This is a genomic window from Micromonospora sp. NBC_01412, assembly GCF_045040215.1.
GTDB classification, from domain to species: domain Bacteria; phylum Actinomycetota; class Actinomycetes; order Mycobacteriales; family Micromonosporaceae; genus Micromonospora; species Micromonospora rubida.
This window is the reverse complement of record NZ_CP109528.1, coordinates 235,823-253,113: the sequence shown is the minus strand read 5'-3', so window position 1 is coordinate 253,113 and position 17,291 is coordinate 235,823. Positions and strand designations below refer to the sequence as shown.

Below are 17,291 nucleotides of genomic sequence, written 5' to 3'. Positions count from 1 at the left end.
GCTGCGCAGAGCGCACGAACTCGTCGGGGATGCCCGGGACGGCCCGACGTCCCAGAGGGGGTCGGTGGACAACCCACACTTCTTGGTCCGCTGAAGGGCGGTCCGGTTCCGGTGCCAGGTTCGCGGTGTCGACGTGCAGAGCGGCGTCGTTCGGGCTGGCAGTGTTGTCAGTCGTAGTCGTTGGCGGGGCGAAGTCGGTGTGGGCCGGCGATGATGTAGGCCAGGGCGCTGGCGGTGACGACGATGGCCGTCAGTGCGAGGCGCGAAAGCGCCCCCCTGCTGCCGGCAGGGCTCTTAACTTGATCTTTAACCCGTGCGGCGTGGACGAGGATTAACGGATTTCGTCTTCTTTGCGGCTGCTGTCTTGGCGTTCGTGGTGGTCGCGGTGTGGACGTCGTAGCGCGGGGTGAGGTGGTTGTTGCGACGGCCGGGTGGTCGCCCTGGTCCTGGCCGGGAGGGTTTGGGTGCACCGGCGGGACAGGTGGCCTTCGCGCGGAGGTGCCGAAACCCTCGGCGGACGCGGGCGGGTGACAGACGCTGCGGTGGTGCGGGTTTCTCCCAGGGCCGGCGAAGGTCGGTGGCGAGGGCGCGGGCCAGACGGAGCTGGGTGTAGGCGGCGAGGATCAGCCAGGTCCAGCGGTCGGCTGCCTGTGGCGTGCGGATCTTCGGGCAGGTCCAGCCGAGGGTCTGCTTGAACAGCCGGAACGTGTGCTCGATGTCGAAGCGGCGCAGGAACGTCTGCCAGAGCCGGTCGACATCAGCGCTGGTGGCGTCAACGCCGGACCACCACAGCCACACCGGCTTCGGGGTCGCGCCGCTGGGCAGATGCCCAACCTCCAGACGAATGACGGTTCCCTCGATGACCGGCAGTACCTTCGCTGAGTCGATCCAGGCGGATCGGTGGGTCAACCGGGGGTGCAACCGGTCCCAGGCTCGGGCCCACGCCGTGCCGTAGAGCCGGGTATCGGCAACGGTGGCAGCGTCGGGCTCACCCCAGGTCGCGGGATCACCGAAAACGAACTCGCCGCCGTGGCGGGATGGCCGGCCGATCGTCCCCGGCTGCCGAGGTGGCACGGCCCGGCGGAGTACCCGGTCTGAGCGCATCCGCGCGAGGACCTGCACGGGCAGATCACGCAGGAGAAACGCCAGTCGGGGCGCGTCGTAGCCGGCGTCGGCCACGACCAGGATCTCCAGGTCCCCGGGCTGCCACTGCCCGGCCGCGATCAGCCGCCCCACGATGTTTCGCAGCTGGCCAGCGGTGACCGTGGCCGCGTCATCACCCGGCGCCAGCCGCACCGCGTCCAACGGTGCGGTCCACGAACTTCGGCCCGACTCCAACGCCACGACCATCGAATACGGCCAGCCCGGGATCATGATGGTCTGATCCTTGCCGCGTCCATAGGTGTGACACAGGATCCGCTGCGGTGAGGTGTGAGCGTCCGGCCGCAGCCAGCAGGTGATGTCGACCGCCAGGACGAGACGACCATCAGCCGCCCGCGGCAACGGCACCCCGGCGAGGGCGGTGCGCAACCGATCGATGTCCAGTCGCCCGCAGGCGACGGCGTCATACAACGCCCCATGACCCCGACGGTGCTCACCCACCAACGACAACTCCACCAACGACCGGACCGGCCCGTCAGCGCACAACACCGCGTCCGTCAGGTCGAACAACGCGTCAGCCCGAGCAGTCAAGCAGTCGTAGAACTCTCGCCGGAACCTCGCCAACTCCCCGACGGCATCAGCCGGACGACGGTCATGCACACTGGTCACCAGAACAGCCCTTGGCTATTGATGTTCTTCCCTAGACAAGAAGATCATCAACCAAGGGCTGTTTCCGTCATCGGTCGGGGTCCCCACAGGACCTCAGCGGTTAAAGATCAAGCTAAGGCGTGTTTCGTAAGTCGGGGGGTCCGTAGGAAGTTGTCGCGTGGCGGTGATCGATAACTGATGTAGGGATTCGGCGAAGGTGGCCCCTTGACCAGCTACTTGGCCCTTGGGATCACCGGAAAGACGCAGAGGCCCGGCACGCGCGGAGAGTTCTCGTGCTGCCTGAGCGTGCAACCAAGTTGGCCTTTTCTTCAGGTGGTGGTGATGCCCGAGGCCGCGTCGGGCTCGGGAGACGTTTCGATCCCGAGCTGTCGGCGTGCGGACGTGGCTCGTCCGACAGACAGGTGCACCGACCGAACCCGTCCGCGACCGCAGACGGCGACCCCATCGGGACGGGGCGATGCGACGGCGCTCGGGAATGGCCGCGACGTACAATCGCCGTGAGGACGAAGTGCCAGGCCGAGATTCCGGCCCCGGTGTGAGGGAGGGGTCAGGATGTTCGGCAGGATGGTCGGTTCGATGTTTGGTTCGATGTTTGGTTCGATGTTTGGTTCGGAGAAGGAGCTCAACGATCTGACGGCGCAGCTCAGGCCCGACCTGAGTCGGGAATCGCTCGGCGTCGGGCCCGACTTTCCCGGCGTCGCCCCGAACCCGCTCCTGAGCAGTGATGCACGGAAGCGTAATGCGGAACTGCGTACGGGAGTGCTCGCGCTCGGCGTTCTCGTCGACTGGCGGGAGGTCAACAGCAACCCCCGCGTGGTCTTGATGTTCGACGTGGAGACCGCCGACGGCATCTCGTTCCGCGGCATCGCAGACGAAGCCCTCACGATCACCGAGCTCACCCGACTCGCCCCAGGACAGACGTTGCCCGTGCGCTACCGGCCGGCCGTCATGGACCACTACGTCGCCCTTGCCCGGGACGCGGACCCCGCCCACGTGCAGCAGCTCTCTGACAAGATCGCGAGCCGCAAGCGGACCTGACCCGAAGCCATTGGTGTAGGGATTCGGCGAAGGTGGCCCCTTGACCAGCTACTTGGCCCTTGGGATCACCGGAAAGACGCAGAGGCCCGGCACGCGCGGAGAGTTCTCGTGCTGCCTGAGCGTGCAACCAAGTTGGCCTTTTCTTCAGGTGGTGGTGATGCCCGAGGCCGCGTCGGGCTCGGGAGATGTTTCGATCCCGAGGTATTCGCGTGCTTGCCGGTAGAGCTGCTCTCCCAGAGGGGTGAGCGTGTCGAGAGCCTTGGCTGGGCTTCTGAGAAAGAGCGGCCCGCCGACGCAGCCTTCAAGTCGATGGAGTTGTCGGCAGAGCGTGCCAATGGAGCTATCGAGGACGCGCGCGGCTCGACCAGTGCTTCGCTCGTGGACGATGACGACGAAGCGTTCCAGCCGGGATCGAGCTCCGAGCCCGTACATGGCCAGGCGCAACGGTTCGGGGAATGTCGAGGGGTGCTGGTCGCCAGGGTCATTGCGTTGTCGGATAGGTGCTGGTCACGGCGGTGATGAGGTCGTGTGGGCGGCGGTTGGCGCGTCGGGTGGCGCGGGCGATGTTGGCCTCGCCGTTTGTGCGGTGGTAGCCGATCGAGGTGTTGCGCAGGGTGGCCAGGACGGCGGGTCCGGTGCCGGTGCGGGCCTGGTGCAGGTCTTCACGGAACGTGACGTCCCGGACGTGGTGTATGCGGTTCTCGATGTGCCATTCGCGGCGGGCCCAGTCCTGCAAGTCGGCGGGTTGGGCCTGCTCGGCGGGTAGGGACACCGTGAAGTAGGTGGTCTCGCGGCTGGTCTTCCCGCCGGTGGTGCGGGTCCGGATGATCCGGATGGCCTGCTCGGCGTGGGGGAACCTGATTCCGCCGGGGGTGTGCACGGTGATGGCTTTGACGGTGCGGGTCTCGTGGCGGCCGTGCCCGGTGTCGCGGCGGCGGTCGCCGAGTGGGACGTCGGGCCAGGGTAGGGCTTTGAGCTGGGTGAACAGGGTGGGCTGGTTGCCTTTCGTGGGGATCATCAGGTGGGCGCCGCGGGCGGCGATCTCGTCGGCGTGGGCGGTCTGGGTGTGCAGCGCGTCGGCGATGAACAGCAGACCGGTCAGGCTGCCCAACACGGTCTCGACGGCGTCGAGAAGCGGCGCGAACGCGGGGATCTCGTTGCTTTTCGCGCTCACGGTGACCTGGGCCAGGACGATGCCGGTGCTGGTATCCAGCGCGGAGAGCAGGTGGACCTGACCGCCGTCGCTTCGGCGGGCACCCCGAAGGGTTTTCCCGTCCACGGCGATCACCGTCCGGTACCGGTGTGGCCGAGGCGTGGTCACCGGCCTGGCGCGGACGGTCAGCCAACCGGCCAGGACTGTGGACAGCAGCCCGTCGTCCAGGCGGGTCAGCAACCGCCACACCGTCGTACCCACCGGCACCCCGTGCGCGAAACCGAGCCGGTCGCGGGCCTGCTCGTCCAGATCGTGCAGCCAGTCGGTGATCGCGGCGAACGACGATGCCCCCGCCAGGACCGCGCACACCGCGACCGCGAGCAGGCCCGACAGCGGATACCGCACCCCACGCGGGTCGCGGGGATCCGGGACCGCCGACAAGGCGTGCAACAACCCCGCGCACTCACCCTCGGTGACCACAGGCGGTGACGTGTCACAGGTGCCGGCAACGGCGGACAGTGCGGGGATCGGGCATGATGACATCGGCGGGTGAGGTCCTCGGGGTGTCGTGAAGCGTAGAGAACTCCATGATCACCGACGCGATCTCACCCGCTCTCTCGGCCTCCACAGAGGCTACTCACTGCGCACATCACCAGCTCAGGGCACCCGCCAACCGACTACGCAATCGCCCTGGCTGGTCGCCGAGGGCTTCCCGGTTGATGATGTCGTTGGGGCTGCCATCGATGCGGAGCGCGATGCCGTGCGTGCGCGCGAACGTCGCGAGGGCGGAGCGTTCGCAGCCGATCTCGTTCGCGATGTCGGTCATGCTCCGATGCCAGGTGGCGTATTCCTCCTGCAGCCATGCCGGATCGACGTAGATCACGCCGCCCGCGCGTTGAACGGCTCCCTGGCTGTGAGCGCTCGGCGGTGTGGGAAGGATGCTGAGTGTGCGAGCCGCGCGGACCGATCCCGGCCGCGGTAACGGATGGGTGCGCAGGACAGCTCGGACGTGATGGATCGAGACACCGAGTTCGTCGGCGACGGATCTGACCGATTGGTGCCGGTCAAGGATCGCGTGGTGCAGTGTTGGGCCCCAGACGAGTCCTCGGCTTACGGTCATGGGCAGCCGATGAGAGAGCGATCCCGCCGGTCACCTCGACCAAGCCTGGCCGGGCTGCGGTCGTGCCACCAGTAGATAAGTAGCCGATGAGCGGATGTTCCAGCCGCAGGTTCCGTCGGGTCACCAGATCCGGGTCACTGCTCGAATCGGTCAGCCAACGAGGTGGCATGCTGACCGTCTGCCCGTCTGGGTGGGATTCGGTGCGGGGGTGGTGTGGTGGCAGTGCTGCGCGTCCGCGGTTTCGCTCTTCCCGAGGGCGAGCCGGTCGACCTTTACGCCGACGGTGATCGGTGGACCTCGGATCCGGTGGCCGGTGCCGAGCTCGTCGCCGAGGGCTGGATACTGCCCGGACTGGTCGATGCGCATACCCACCCCGGAGCCGAGACGCCAGGCCAGCCATTGGATGTCGCCGTCTTACGGGAGGACCTTCGGGCGCATTTGGATTCGGGAGTCACGCTCATCCGTGCCCCCGGCCTCGCGGGCGACCCGCCTGACTGGTTCGGCCAAGCGGACGAAAGTCCGCGAGCCGTCCACGCCGGCCCGTGGATCGCGCAGCACGGACAGTTCATGGAAGGCTGGGGCCGCCGCCCAGAGCTGACCGACCTGCCCGCCGTCGCGGCCGAGCAGGCAGCCCGTACCGGGTGGGCCAAGGTGGTAATCGACTGGCGGCCTGACGACGACGTCATGCCGGTCGAAGTGCTACGCGAGGCTGTCACGCGCGTGCATGCGGTCGGTGGGCGCCTCGCGGTGCACTCACAGCACGCGGCAGGCGGATTGGCCGCAGTTGAGGCGGGTGTGGACTCCGTGGAGCACGGCATGGGCTTGGACCCAGAGCTGTTACCGCGTATGGCCGAGCAGGGTACCGCGCTGACTCCGACACTGTCGGTGATCACCGCTTCCCTGGCGCAGATTACCGCTGACCCGGAACGCGCACGCAACAGCTGGTACGTGCCCGGAGCAAGCGCGCACGCCCGGCTCACAGCTGCCGCCGTCGAGGCCGGGGTCACCGTACTGGCTGGTACGGACTCGCGGCCACATGGTGGCATCGCCCATGAGATTCGCGCTCTGGTAGCCGCTGGCGTATCACCACATGAGGCGCTCGCCGCCGCATCCTGGACCGCCAGGTCCTACCTCGGGCTGCCCGGCTTGGTGGACGGAGCCCCAGCGGACGCGGTCGTGTTCGACGCCGACCCACGGACCGACCCAAGCCAACTCGACAAGCCGCGAGCCGTCATCGTCCGCGGAAAGCGCGTTCACAAGCGACCGGATCTCCGATAACCCCGAACGAGCTGAACATCCGCATCTGCCGCAATACGAGCGCCGGCTGGTCCAAGTCCGCTCGGCGTCAGCGTGGTGAGGTTGGGCGGGTGCCTGTGGGTGCATGTGGCGCTGTTGCGTTGTCGGATCGGTGGGCACGCCGAGCCTTGTCAGGGGGCACCGGTCAGATCGCTCGGGCCAGTTCGGTGAATGCGGTGGCCACCCGCGTCGCGGGTGGATCATCGGTGGCGAGTTCGTAGTGTCCGCGGCGGAGGTTCTGCACGAAGGCATGCCCGGTGATGATCGTCTGGGCGGTGCGGTCGGTGCGAAGCCCGCGCATCGGTCTGAGCCGGTGCTTGAGCTGGCTATGGTCGGCCTCGATCGGGTTGTTGGCGTGCCGTTCGACGTGGTGCCAAGCCGACGGGACCAGCTCATCGAGCACGCCGGGGTAGACGGGGGCGGCGTCGGTGACCACCTCACTGGGCGTGACCTTCAACGTCCGCATCGCGCGCTGAAAGAACCGGCGGGCTGCGGCGGCGTCCCGACGGGCTGAGACAAACACGTCGATGACCTGCCCGTGCTGGTCAATCGCCCGGTAGACGTACCGCCAGACCCGTTGACCTTTACATAGGTCTCATCGACGAACCACCGGTCGCCTGGACAGTGGCGGTGGAATCGGGCAGCGTCGGCCAGCAGCGGGGTAAACCGCTGCACCCACCGGTAGACAGTGACGTGATCCACCTCCACACCGAGTTCGACCAGCAGGTCCTCCACATCCCGGTAGGAGAGGTTGAACCGCAGGTACCAGCGCACCGCGAGAACGATCACCTCGGGCGGGAACCGGAACCCCGCGAACGCCGACGCGGGCGGGGACCAGGACCGGACACGAGACAGCGACCGGCCAAGCAGACCACACCGATCAAACGCGGTAGTCGATCATGCTTGCACCTAATGCAACAGAGCCAGTCCGTCAATCCCCGTCCACGCTGCACAGGCTAAAGATCAAGCTAGGACTTACTCGTCTAGCTGGCATTACCGGGCAGTTGGACGCGCACTGTCAGCCCGCCGTCGGGACGGGCCTCGGCGGTGACCGTGCCACCGTGTGCGATCGCGACTGACCGTACGATTGACAGGCCAAGCCCGGCGCCCCGGGTAGTGTAGGAGCCTTTCCTGTCGGCCAAGGTGCCGTTTGGGGCAAGCCGACGGAACGGTTCGAAGAGCCGCTCGACCTCGTAGCTGGGCACTATTGGGCCGCTGTTGGAGACGGTCAGTTCGGCACTGCCGTCGGGCAGCCGCTGCGAGGACACGGTGACGAAGCCGCCAACTGGAATGTTGTGCCGGATCGCGTTGTCGACGAGATTCTGTGCCAGCCGTTCGAGGAGGACGGGGTCGCCGGCCAGTGGCGCCGATTCCGCGACGACGCGAAGGTCGACCGTAGCTCCCGGCGTCGCCTGCCGTACGGTGTGGGTGACGATCTCGGCGAGGTTGATGTCGTCGCGGTCCGGGGGCATCTGTTCGGTGGTCGCGAGGGTGAGCAGTCCGTCGATGAGGCGTTCATGTTGTGCGTTCACCGCGAGCAGAGTCCGGCCGAGTTGGCGGGTGGACTCTGGCGCCTCCGGTTCGTCGAGCGCCACCTCGATAACCGTCCGGTTGATGGTCAGAGGGGTGCGCAGTTCATGGGATGCGTTGGCCACAAAGCGGCGCTGGCCGTCGAACGACCGGTCGAGGCGCTCCAGCATCTCATCAAATGTGTCGGCCAGATCTTTGATTTCGTCGGTTGGCCCGTCCAGTGCGATCCGCTCGTGGAGGCTGTGCTCAGCGACGCGGCGGGCAGTCGCGGTGATGCTGTGGAGCGGGGCGAGCAGGCGTGTGGCCATCAGCCAGCCGATCCCGACAGCGACGATGCCCACCCCGCCAAGTGCTGCGAACGACCACAACAGCATCAACCGCAGGGTGTTGTCGCGCGCGTTGGTGTTCTGTCGGACGACCTCGGCACGCACCTGTTCGATCGGCAGAGTAGAAGCTGACGGTGTTGTTGCGCCGGTGGTGGGCAGCGCCGGCTGCAGGCTGCTCGCTTCGATGACCTGTGCGGCGGCGCTGACCGTGTCCAGCGGTTGTCGGTCGAGCGCTGCGGAGAGTTGAAAATACATCAGCGTGACAAGGACCGTTCCCGCCAACGCGAACGCGGCGCCGTAGACAAGGGTCAGACGAGCGCGGAGGGTCAGCTTCATGGGATGCGGTAGCCGACGCCTGGGAGGGTCTCGATCAGCGGTGGGGCACCGAGTTTCCGTCGCACCATCATGATGGTGAATCGGACAACGCCGGTGAAAGGATCGGTGTGCTCGTCCCAGGCTTTTTCCAGAAGTTGTTCGGCTGACACGACGCCACCTTCGGCGCGCATCAGCTCCTCGAGGACTGCGAACTCCTTCCGGGACAGCCCGACGTAGGTGCCGTTTCGGTACACCTGACGACGGTTGGGGTCAAGTCGTACTCCGGCGCGTTCCAGCACGGGTGGCGCAGCTGGCCGGGCGCGGCGTCCAAGCGCGCGGACGCGGGCGAGTAGTTCGGCGAACGCGAAGGGTTTGACCAGGTAGTCGTCGGCGCCGAGGTCGAGCCCTGCGACCCGGTCGCGAATGCCCGCGGAAGCTGTGAGCATCAGGATACGGGTCTCGCTATCCGAATCCACCAGCGCCCGACAAACGTCGTCGCCGTGCACGACAGGTAGGTCGCGGTCGAGCACTACGACGTCGTAATCATTGATGCTGAGGCGCTCAAGTCCCGCATCACCGTCGTAGGCCACATCCACGGCGATTGCCTGCCGTCGTAGTCCCGTTGCGATCGAATCGGCGATGAGCCGCTCGTCCTCCACCACAAGCACCCGCATGGCACGCATCGTGCCTCAGGAGCCTGTGAGATTTCTGTTAGCGCGGGCGCTAGCGCTGACCTCACGGTCAGCGTGCTGAACTCGAACCTACTGTGACGTAGCCACAATAAGGGAGAAAACGGGATGAACCGGCTCATGTCCGTATTGTTTGCCGTACCGCTGCTAGTAATCGCGTTGGCTGCTTGCGGCCAGGACGAAACCGGGCCGGGCGTTGCCACAGCCGGCGGGGACAAGGCGCAGGCTGGGCCGAGTGGTCAACCAGCGGGCGGCGGCGACCCCGAGGAGCAGATGCGGAGATTCGCTAAGTGTATGCGCGACAACGGCGTGGACATGCCCGATCCGGGGGCGGGCGGCGCCATGCCCGCTGGTCCCGCGCTTGCCGTAGGGGACGCGGCTGAAAAAAGCAAGCTGGAGAAGGCAGACGCCGCCTGTAAGCAATACCTGCCCAACGGTGGCGAGCCGGTCAAGCTAAGCGGTGCCGACCTGGAGCACATGCGACAGTTCGCGAAGTGCATGCGGGAGCATGGCGTGGATACGCCGGACCCGCTGGCGGACGGCAGCGTGCCGCCGATGCCCGCGCTCCCGGTAGGCGATGCAGATAAGTTCACTAAGGCCAACGAAGCGTGCGTCCAGTACGCGCCGAAGGCGGGCCAGGAGTGAGACGTCGGGTCTTCCTCGCGGGCGGTGCCGCAGTACTGACCGGCGGGGGGGTGGTCGCCTCCCTGCTGGGCATCAACGGAACGACTAGGCCCACCCCGCAGTACGCGCCCCAGCCCGCTGCGACCGGCAAGGTCACAAAGCAGACGCTGGTGGACACACGGACCGAGAGCGGAATGCTCGACTACGGTGACGCGGTCGTGGTCGGCGGGCGTGGTAGCGGCATCATCACCTGGCTACCCCCAGTGGGATCCACCATCACCCGCGGCAAGACTCTCTACAAGGTAGACGAAATGCCGGTGATTCTGCTATACGGGCAGATTCCGATGTATCGCTCGCTGAAGTCCGGTGACAAGGGCTCCGATGTACGTCAATTGACGAAAAATCTGCGTGCCCTCGGATACGCCGGCTTCACAACCGACGACAGGTACGACCAGCGCACCGAAGCGGCGGTCAAGCGATGGCAGAAGACGCTAGACCTACCGCAGACCGGTGTCATCGACGCCGAGCGGGTCGTGTTTACGCCGGCCAAAGCGCGGATCGCTGAACACAAGGTGCGAATCGGAGCACAGGCCGCCGCAGACATCCTCACCTACACGACTGGCATGCGGCAGGTAACCGTCGAGCTCAAGGTCACCGACCAGCTACTTGCCCGAAAGGGCACGAAGGTTACCGTCACACTGCCGACCGGAAAGATGGTCGCGGGTGTCGTCGCTGGCACCGCAAACACCGTGGAGAACGGTGGCGGCGACCAAGGGGCCGGCGGCCCTGGGGAAGGAGCCGGCGAGCCGAAGATCCGGATCACGGTAACCGTCGCTGACCAGGCCGAGCTCGGCACCCTGCACCGCAGCCCCGTTGATGTGCAGTTCATTGCACAGAAACGTAAGGACGTGCTGACGGTGCCGGTGGCCGCCCTGCTGGCCTTGTCCGAGGGCGGCTACGGCGTGGAGGTGGTTGACGGTAATACGACCCGAGTCGTCGCCGTCGAGACCGGAATGTTCGCCAATGGCCGGGTGGAGATTCGCGGCGACATCAGCGATGGAACGGCGGTGACCATTCCCTCATGACGACGCCAATCATCACTCTGCACGAGGTATCGCGCCGTTATTCCGGCGGCGTCATCGCGCTACGAGGCGTGTCACTCACCATAGACCGCAGTGAGCTCGTCGCTCTGGTCGGACCTTCCGGCTCCGGCAAGTCCACGATTCTCAATCTCATCGGCACGCTCGACCGACCGTCGAGCGGCCAGGTAATCATCGACGAATTCGATATCGCACTGCTGACCGACCGGCAACTCTCGGCACTGCGCGCGAGCCGCATCGGCTTCGTCTTTCAGCAGTTCCACCTTGCAGCTGGAGTACCTGCGCTCGACAATGTAGCTGACGGACTGCTCTACTGCGGGGTACCTCTGAAAGAACGACGGCACCGCGCCGCCGCCGCGCTCGACAGAGTTGGACTCGGCCACCGGCTCAGCCACCGCCCGCATGAGCTGTCCGGGGGCGAGAAGCAGCGGGTCGCAATCGCGCGTGCCATCATCGGCAAACCCTTATTGCTGCTCGCCGACGAGCCAACCGGAGCGCTCGACAGCAACTCGGGTGCCGCAGTGGTCGAACTGCTGCGCGAGCTCAACTCCGACGGCACCACCGTCGTCGTCATCACCCACGACCGGGAACTCGCGGCAGCACTTCCCCGGCAAATCTCGATGCGCGACGGTGCGATCGTCGCCGACACCGCCCGGACGCCCGCGTGCTGACCCCCGCGCGCCTCCGGCCCCGCGACGTGCTTCGAGTCGGTGCGGTGGGTCTGCGAACGCGCCCGACCCGTGCGGTGCTGTCGGCAATCGGCATCGCGATCGGCATCGCGGCGATGATTGCGGTTGTCGGTATCTCGACCTCATCACGGGCCCAGCTACAGCGCACCCTTGACCAACTCGGCACCAACCTGCTCACCGCCACGCCCGGGAACACACTGTACGGCGGTGCGGCGAGGCTACCAACAGAGTCCGTCGAAATGGTCCGGCGGATCGGCCCGGTCGAATCTGCGACAGCGATCGGGCAGCTGCCAGATGTCAAGGCATATCGTAATGACCGCATCCCGGCCGGTGAATCCGGCGGCATCGGCGTGTACATGGCAGACCTTGGACTTCTGGACACCGTTGGTGCTCAGATCCTTGACGGGGTGTGGCTTAACGCCGCTACGGCGCGTTATCCCGCCGTCGTACTTGGTTCTAAGACCGCCAGTCGGCTCGGCATCACCGATGCCAATCCCGACAGCCAAATCTGGGTCAGCGGACGCTGGTTCACCATCGTGGGGATCCTCGCACCTGTTCCGCTCACACCGGAACTCGACCTCGCCGTGCTGATGGGCTCCGAGGCCGCAACGACGTACTTCGGCTTCGACGGGCACCCCACCCAGATATACACAAGGGCCACCAAATCTATGGTTGCTGATGTACGAGCCGTCCTCGCCGCAGCCACTAATCCTCAGCATCCCAACGAGGTCAAGGTCTCCCAGCCGTCAGACGCACTCGCGGCGGAGCAGGCCACCGACCAGGCATTCACCGGGTTACTGCTCGGGCTTGGCGCTGTCGCCCTCCTGGTAGGTGGAATCGGCGTCGCCAACACTATGGTGATCTCGGTCCTGGAACGCCGTTCAGAAGTAGGACTACGCCGTTCCCTCGGTGCCACCCGAGGTCAGATCCGCGTACAGTTCCTCGCCGAGTCACTGCTGCTGTCCGCGCTCGGTGGGATCACCGGCGTGCTCCTCGGAACAGGTGTCACCGGCACCTATGCGTTCTTCCAGGAGTGGCCGGCAGTCGTACCCGGGTGGGCGCTGGCCGGCGGCGTTGGTACGACATTGCTGGTCGGCGGCATGGCCGGGCTGTATCCCGCGATACGCGCTGCTCGGCTTGCCCCGACTGCGGCACTCGGCTCTGCCTGACCGGGCCGCCCTGCCCAGGATATCGGGAGGCAAATGTTCGTCACTCTCGGCGCCACCTCGCCGGCCCGCCCTGCCCGGGTGTTCGTGAGAACGAGCGCCACTTGTTGACCATGGCGGAGGGCGCGGCGAGGTCAGCGCAGGCCGCTGAGTCAATCTCCGTAGACGTCGAGCGCGACGATGAACGATGGGGCAATAAGCGCTTCTGGCTCCCCTCTGTGTCAAGAGGGGGACTAGATCTCCGTGTTTGACCTGGGTGTGGTCCGTTGGACAGGACGTTGATCCTGTCCGGGAAGGACCACGTCATGGCAGACAAGAAGAATGCGGTTCAGCTTCCGCGGCCGACGGCGGCGGAGGTGGAGTTCGCTCAGCAGTTGGTCGAGCGGGCCAAGGCCGACGGAGTCTCGTTGGTCGGGCCGGGTGGGCTCCTCGCAGGGATCACTCGGACCGTCCTGGAATCAGCGCTCGACGCCGAACTGGATGCCCATCTTGACGAGGCCGGCGTTGATGAGACGACCGGCCGGCGGGCCAATGTGCGTAACGGGCATGGGGCGAAGACGGTGCAGACCGAGGTTGGGCCGGTACGGATGGCGGGGCCAGCCTGACCCTCTACAGGATCATCCGCGAGCTGCAACGACTCCTCGCAACCTGGACGGGCACCTGCACCACCTGCCACCAACCCGTGAAACCGTTACACCGCAACAAACGCCCACCGAACCTAACAAAGCACTACTGGGCCGGCGCGTCTGAGTCTCCGGGTTCCTCTGCGACCCGCGACGAGGCCGAGAACGCGATCTTCGCCTACATCGACGGGTGGTACAACACCCGCCGCATCCAACGCGAGCTGGCTACCTCAGCCCCGACGAGTACGAGACCACCTGGCACACCCACCAGAGCAACCCAGCCCAGCCACCTATCACCACCCCTGCACAACCGGCAGCAGGTAACCACCGCTCCAGCAAAGCGGGGGGAACTCAGATCCGTAGTCAGATGATCTTGCTGAGAGTGGCGAGTCCGGTGGCGTCCAGCCGCATCCAAGCCAGTTCGGCCACAACCGCCGGGCCGCGGCGGCGTCCCTACGTGCCGAGACGGGTAGTTCGGTGATCTGACCATGCTGGTCGACGGCTCGGTAGACGTACCGCCAGACGCCGTCGACCTTGACGTAGGTCTCGTCCACGTGCCAGCGGTCACCAGGACAGTGGCGGGCGAACCGGGCAGCGTCGGCCAGCAGCGGGGTGAACCGCTGCACCCACCGGTAGACGGTGACGTGATCCACCTCGACACCGCGTTCGGCCAGCAACTCCTCCACATCATGGGCGGGGACCAGGACGGGACACGAGACAGCGACCTTACCGGCCAAGCAGACCACACCGGGCAAGCTGGAGTCGATCATGCATTCACCCAATGCAACAGAGCCATGGTCACTGATTTGATCGGTAACTATCGACCGATTTGTTTGGTGGTGCTGGTGGGGGTAAGCGGCCATGATCGAGATAGGCATGGTCGCGCCAGAAGATCATGGACGTGGCCGTCCCACTCGGACGGCCGTCGTACCCAACCCTGAACTGAGGAGACCTCGTGGACACGGAGATGTGGAGCCTGCTCCGGGTAGGTGATGGCGGGCAGGACCTCGTGCTCACCGTCGACTTCGGCGGGGCCAGGCCGGAGGCCGGGTTTGTGGACCTGGCCGCCCGGCTGCCGTCCGGCTGTACCGTGCTGGCCACCCGGCCGCCGGACCGCGTCATCGACGACCCGGTCGACGCCGTCCGGCAGGTCGACGCCTGGCGGGACGCGGTCCTCGCCACCGGTGCGCGGATCTCGGCGGTGATCGGATACTGCTCCGGCGCGACCGTGGCCACCCGCCTGGCGCACGACTTCACCGCCCACGGACACCCGGTCAGCCTGGTGCTGGTCGATCCTGCGGTGGCGACCCACGAACTGCTCCTGGAGGCGTACCACAGCTCGATCGAATCGCTGGTGGCGGTGCTCGACCAGCCGCCGACCAGCGGCGATGAGGTGTCCGGCCCGGTGCCGGGAGGGGCCGCCCTGGTGGGCCTGGCCCGGCGTCTCGGTGACAGCTACGTCCGGTCCGTCGGCCAGGTCGGCCGGGAGTTGGACCTGGACGACGACCTCGTCGACGACCTCGCCGTCCGGTTCCAGCGCTACCTGTCGTACCTGGTGGTGGCCGCTCTCGCCGAGCTGCCGACACCGGTCACCGCGCTGCGGCTCCCGGTGCTGACCGTCATGTCCGCCACGCACCCCGAGGACGCCTTCCCGGCGGTCGGCGACCGCCGGGTCCGGTTCGACGTTCCCCGCACCGACCTGCTCGCGGACGCCAGAGCCGGTCGGCTGTTGGCGGAGTTCATCACCGGGCGGTCGGTGACACCAGCCCCAGTTCCCGGTAGATAGCGTCACTGACCCGGTGCCAGATGGATTTGCCCGACACAAAGCCGGGCAGTCCGTTGCCGTTGAAGGCCACCACCAGCTCGTGTTCCGGGTCGACGTATGCCATCGGCGACGACCCGTGGCCCTGGTGACCGAAGGTGCGAGGGCTGGTGTGTGACCCGTAGTACGCGTGCTCCTCCCCGTGCCGTCTGCTCTCCAGCGTCAGGCCCAACCCGAAGTCGATGAGGGGAGCCTCCCCGAAGAAGCTCGGTCGCTGCGGTCGGATCATCTGCTGGACGGTCGGTGCGTCCAGCAGGCCATCATGCCCGGCACTCCACGCATCGCCGACCGCATGGTGGCAGAGCAGCTCGTAGAACCGGGCCATGCTGCGGGCGCTGGCCCACAGCCCCTCACCCGGATGCCGGGTCGTGTGGACCAGGCCGCTGGCCAGCAGCCGCCGGGTGTCGGCAGCGGTCTCCACCTCCTGCGGGCTGCTGAGCTCCGCCGCCCTGTGCCGGTGGTAGGTGCCCACCTGGCCGCCGAGCGCCCGCAGCTCGTCGGCGGAAAAACCATAGTGGTACGTCGTGCCGAGCGGACCGGCGATCTCGTCGGTCACGAACCGGTCGAAGTCGCGGCCGTCCAGCTGCCGGACCACCTCGGACAGCACCAGCCAGCCGATGGCCGAGGAGAAGTACGACGGCTGCTGACCGGGCACGTCGTCCGGGTGCAGCCGGGCCGCGAGAGCTCCCTGGACCGCCTGCGCGTAGCCCACGCAGTAAGGGTCGGCGCTGCGCGGGTCGTCGGTGAGCAGTCGCCCCGAGGAGTGGGTGAGCAGGTGCCGGAGGGTGATCGCGGCCTTGCCGTCGGTGCCGAACGCCGGCAGGTAGGTCGCCACCGGCTCGTTCGGGTCGAGTGACCCGCGGCGCCACAGCTCACACAGGGCCGCCGCGAGTAGCGGCTTGCCACCGCTGAACCAGGGCAGAACGTCGTCGGGCCCCAACGGCGTGCCGTCCTCGCGGTGGCCGGAGACCCGGTCGTGCACCGGCTTGCCGGCGATCGAGACGTAGAGCTGGATGCCGAGGTGTCGGACCTCCCCGATCGCCTCGGCGATCGCCCGGTCCAGCGCACCAGCCGCCGACCGGGATGCCGGCCGGTCTGCCGGCTCGTCCCGGCGGTGCTCGGCGCGCAGGACGGTCAGCCGTTCGGCGAGCCGGCGCGGGGTGGGCGCCGAGATGAGCGTGTCCAGTGGAACCGGAATGCCGAGCGTCCGGCGTACCCGTTGGAGAAGCTGGATCGCCAGCAGCGACTGGCCGCCGGAGGCGAAGAAATCGGCGTCCACCGGCAGCTCGGGCTGGCTGAGCAACTCCCGCCAGAGAGCGAGCATGTCGGCCAGGAGCGGACTGTCGGGGTCGACCGACTGCGACTCGACCGGAAGGTGTCGACGCGGGGACTCGTGGCCGAGCCGTTCGCCTGTCTCGCTTTCCTGCATCCTGGTCCTCTCGAACGATGGACAGCGCACCTCAGGCGCAAGATTTGCCTGGAAGCGACGCGGCGTCCGGTGCTGGCCGCCCCTTCGGGCGGCGGACCCGTCCCGCCGGTCGCGCCGGCCATCGTAGCCCTCGGGGGACAGGTGGTCGAAGCCATGGTGGCGACGTGACGGCTCCGGGTCGCGGTCACTCGGCGTAGTGATGTCTGTGCAGTTTGGATCGGTGTCGGCGACCGGGCCGCCGGGGTCGGCACGGCGCCCTGGGTGCTCTTGATCAGCCGACCGACTCCTGCTAGCGTCGGGGCCGCATCAGACATCAACCGTGTTGCATGTGCTAATTGCGGTTACAGGTAGTGACCACGGGAGATGTGGCGACGTGACAATTGGTGGACGCACACAGGTATGACCGACCGTCTCCCGATCGGCATGTCGTCAGGCGGCATCCTCCGAGTCACGTCCCCGGCGGACCGGTCGACCAGTAACGACCGGCATGGTCCGATCGGATGCCGCAACCCCGACCGTAATCGGGACCCGGCCAGGTCGACCGGCGGGTTTCCCCTGCTCAGGCCTCATTCGGGTGGCCAACACCCACCCCCGTCGGCCC

At 66.9% G+C, this 17,291-nt stretch carries 15 protein-coding genes and 2 pseudogenes; 8 read left to right on the top strand and 9 right to left on the bottom strand.

What is annotated here, in order from left to right:
* Positions 1-306: 306 nt before the first annotated feature.
* Positions 307-1,770 (bottom strand): NF041680 family putative transposase, encoded by a 1,464-nt coding sequence (locus OG617_RS01020; RefSeq protein ID WP_405097861.1) that lies wholly within the window; start codon positions 1,768-1,770, stop codon positions 307-309.
* Between the two features lie 552 nt (positions 1,771-2,322).
* Between OG617_RS01020 and OG617_RS01015 the strand changes: the two genes are divergently transcribed.
* The gene (locus OG617_RS01015; RefSeq protein ID WP_405097859.1) at positions 2,323-2,808 is read left to right on the top strand and encodes a hypothetical protein; all 486 of its coding nucleotides are present in this window, start codon (positions 2,323-2,325) and stop codon (positions 2,806-2,808) included.
* Between the two features lie 144 nt (positions 2,809-2,952).
* On the opposite strand, the gene OG617_RS01010 is transcribed toward OG617_RS01015, so the two are convergent.
* The 3 genes from OG617_RS01010 to OG617_RS01000 all read right to left on the bottom strand — a co-directional run bounded on the left by OG617_RS01010 (position 2,953) and on the right by OG617_RS01000 (position 4,844).
* Entirely contained in the window at positions 2,953-3,252 is a 300-nt protein-coding gene (locus OG617_RS01010) for a LysR family transcriptional regulator (protein ID WP_405097857.1), read from the bottom strand.
* A 37-nt stretch (positions 3,253-3,289) separates the two neighbouring features.
* Positions 3,290-4,366, bottom strand: coding sequence for an ISAs1 family transposase (locus tag OG617_RS01005; RefSeq protein ID WP_405097855.1), 1,077 nt, complete (start codon positions 4,364-4,366; stop codon positions 3,290-3,292).
* Between the two features lie 244 nt (positions 4,367-4,610).
* Positions 4,611-4,844: a hypothetical protein gene (locus tag OG617_RS01000; RefSeq protein WP_405097853.1), complete on the bottom strand. Its 234-nt coding sequence runs from the start codon at positions 4,842-4,844 to the stop codon at positions 4,611-4,613.
* Between the two features lie 453 nt (positions 4,845-5,297).
* Between OG617_RS01000 and OG617_RS00995 the strand changes: the two genes are divergently transcribed.
* Positions 5,298-6,359, top strand: a complete 1,062-nt coding sequence (locus OG617_RS00995) for an amidohydrolase family protein (RefSeq protein ID WP_405097851.1) — start codon at positions 5,298-5,300, stop codon at positions 6,357-6,359.
* Between the two features lie 163 nt (positions 6,360-6,522).
* Here OG617_RS00995 and OG617_RS00990 read toward each other — a convergent pair.
* The 3 genes and pseudogenes from OG617_RS00990 to OG617_RS00980 all read right to left on the bottom strand — a co-directional run bounded on the left by OG617_RS00990 (position 6,523) and on the right by OG617_RS00980 (position 9,222).
* A pseudogene (locus OG617_RS00990) lies at positions 6,523-7,232 on the bottom strand (IS6 family transposase).
* Between the two features lie 128 nt (positions 7,233-7,360).
* Positions 7,361-8,569 carry a sensor histidine kinase gene (locus OG617_RS00985; protein WP_405097849.1) on the bottom strand — a complete coding sequence of 403 codons (1,209 nt, stop codon included), beginning with the start codon at positions 8,567-8,569 and terminating at the stop codon, positions 7,361-7,363.
* The gene (locus OG617_RS00980) at positions 8,566-9,222 is read right to left on the bottom strand and encodes a response regulator transcription factor (protein WP_405097847.1); all 657 of its coding nucleotides are present in this window, start codon (positions 9,220-9,222) and stop codon (positions 8,566-8,568) included. The genes OG617_RS00985 and OG617_RS00980 overlap by 4 nt, the downstream gene beginning before the upstream one ends.
* A gap of 123 nt (positions 9,223-9,345) precedes the next feature.
* Here OG617_RS00980 and OG617_RS00975 point away from each other — a divergent pair, with 123 nt between their 5' ends.
* From OG617_RS00975 to OG617_RS00955, 5 genes are all read left to right on the top strand, one after another.
* A complete protein-coding gene (locus OG617_RS00975) occupies positions 9,346-9,882 on the top strand; it encodes a hypothetical protein (protein WP_405097845.1) in 537 nt (178 codons plus the stop codon).
* Positions 9,879-10,946: a peptidoglycan-binding protein gene (locus OG617_RS00970; RefSeq protein WP_405097843.1), complete on the top strand. Its 1,068-nt coding sequence runs from the start codon at positions 9,879-9,881 to the stop codon at positions 10,944-10,946. Before OG617_RS00975 ends, OG617_RS00970 begins: the two co-directional genes overlap by 4 nt.
* Entirely contained in the window at positions 10,943-11,632 is a 690-nt protein-coding gene (locus OG617_RS00965; protein WP_405097841.1) for an ABC transporter ATP-binding protein, read from the top strand. The genes OG617_RS00970 and OG617_RS00965 overlap by 4 nt, the downstream gene beginning before the upstream one ends.
* A 44-nt stretch (positions 11,633-11,676) precedes the next feature.
* The gene (locus tag OG617_RS00960) at positions 11,677-12,819 is read left to right on the top strand and encodes an ABC transporter permease (RefSeq protein WP_405097839.1); all 1,143 of its coding nucleotides are present in this window, start codon (positions 11,677-11,679) and stop codon (positions 12,817-12,819) included.
* Positions 12,820-13,121: 302 nt separating this feature from the next.
* On the top strand, positions 13,122-13,421 hold the full coding sequence (locus OG617_RS00955; RefSeq protein ID WP_405097837.1) for a transposase: 300 nt from the start codon (positions 13,122-13,124) through the stop codon (positions 13,419-13,421).
* A gap of 413 nt (positions 13,422-13,834) precedes the next feature.
* Here OG617_RS00955 and OG617_RS00950 read toward each other — a convergent pair.
* Positions 13,835-14,128, bottom strand: a pseudogene (locus OG617_RS00950) (DDE-type integrase/transposase/recombinase); the annotation flags it as partial.
* Between the two features lie 266 nt (positions 14,129-14,394).
* On the opposite strand from OG617_RS00950, the gene OG617_RS00945 reads away from it, so the two are divergent.
* Positions 14,395-15,225: a hypothetical protein gene (locus tag OG617_RS00945; protein ID WP_405097835.1), complete on the top strand. Its 831-nt coding sequence runs from the start codon at positions 14,395-14,397 to the stop codon at positions 15,223-15,225.
* Here OG617_RS00945 and OG617_RS00940 read toward each other — a convergent pair.
* Complete coding sequence (locus OG617_RS00940; RefSeq protein WP_405097833.1) at positions 15,182-16,690, bottom strand: serine hydrolase; 1,509 nt, start codon at positions 16,688-16,690, stop codon at positions 15,182-15,184. The two genes, OG617_RS00945 and OG617_RS00940, sit on opposite strands and share 44 nt — an antisense overlap.
* Positions 16,691-17,291 lie beyond the last annotated feature (601 nt).

What these genes read in the sequence shown, in the direction of transcription:
- OG617_RS01015 (WP_405097859.1), top strand. Translation starts at nt 2,323, where the DNA reads ATGTTCGGCAGGATGGTCGGTTCGATGTTTGGTTCGATGTTTGGTTCG.
- OG617_RS00965 (WP_405097841.1), top strand. Translation starts at nt 10,943, where the DNA reads ATGACGACGCCAATCATCACTCTGCACGAGGTATCGCGCCGTTATTCC.
- OG617_RS00980 (WP_405097847.1), bottom strand. Translation starts at nt 9,222, where the DNA reads ATGCGGGTGCTTGTGGTGGAGGACGAGCGGCTCATCGCCGATTCGATC.
- OG617_RS00955 (WP_405097837.1), top strand. Translation starts at nt 13,122, where the DNA reads ATGGCAGACAAGAAGAATGCGGTTCAGCTTCCGCGGCCGACGGCGGCG.
- OG617_RS00940 (WP_405097833.1), bottom strand. Translation starts at nt 16,690, where the DNA reads ATGCAGGAAAGCGAGACAGGCGAACGGCTCGGCCACGAGTCCCCGCGT.
- OG617_RS00975 (WP_405097845.1), top strand. Translation starts at nt 9,346, where the DNA reads ATGAACCGGCTCATGTCCGTATTGTTTGCCGTACCGCTGCTAGTAATC.
- OG617_RS00985 (WP_405097849.1), bottom strand. Translation starts at nt 8,569, where the DNA reads ATGAAGCTGACCCTCCGCGCTCGTCTGACCCTTGTCTACGGCGCCGCG.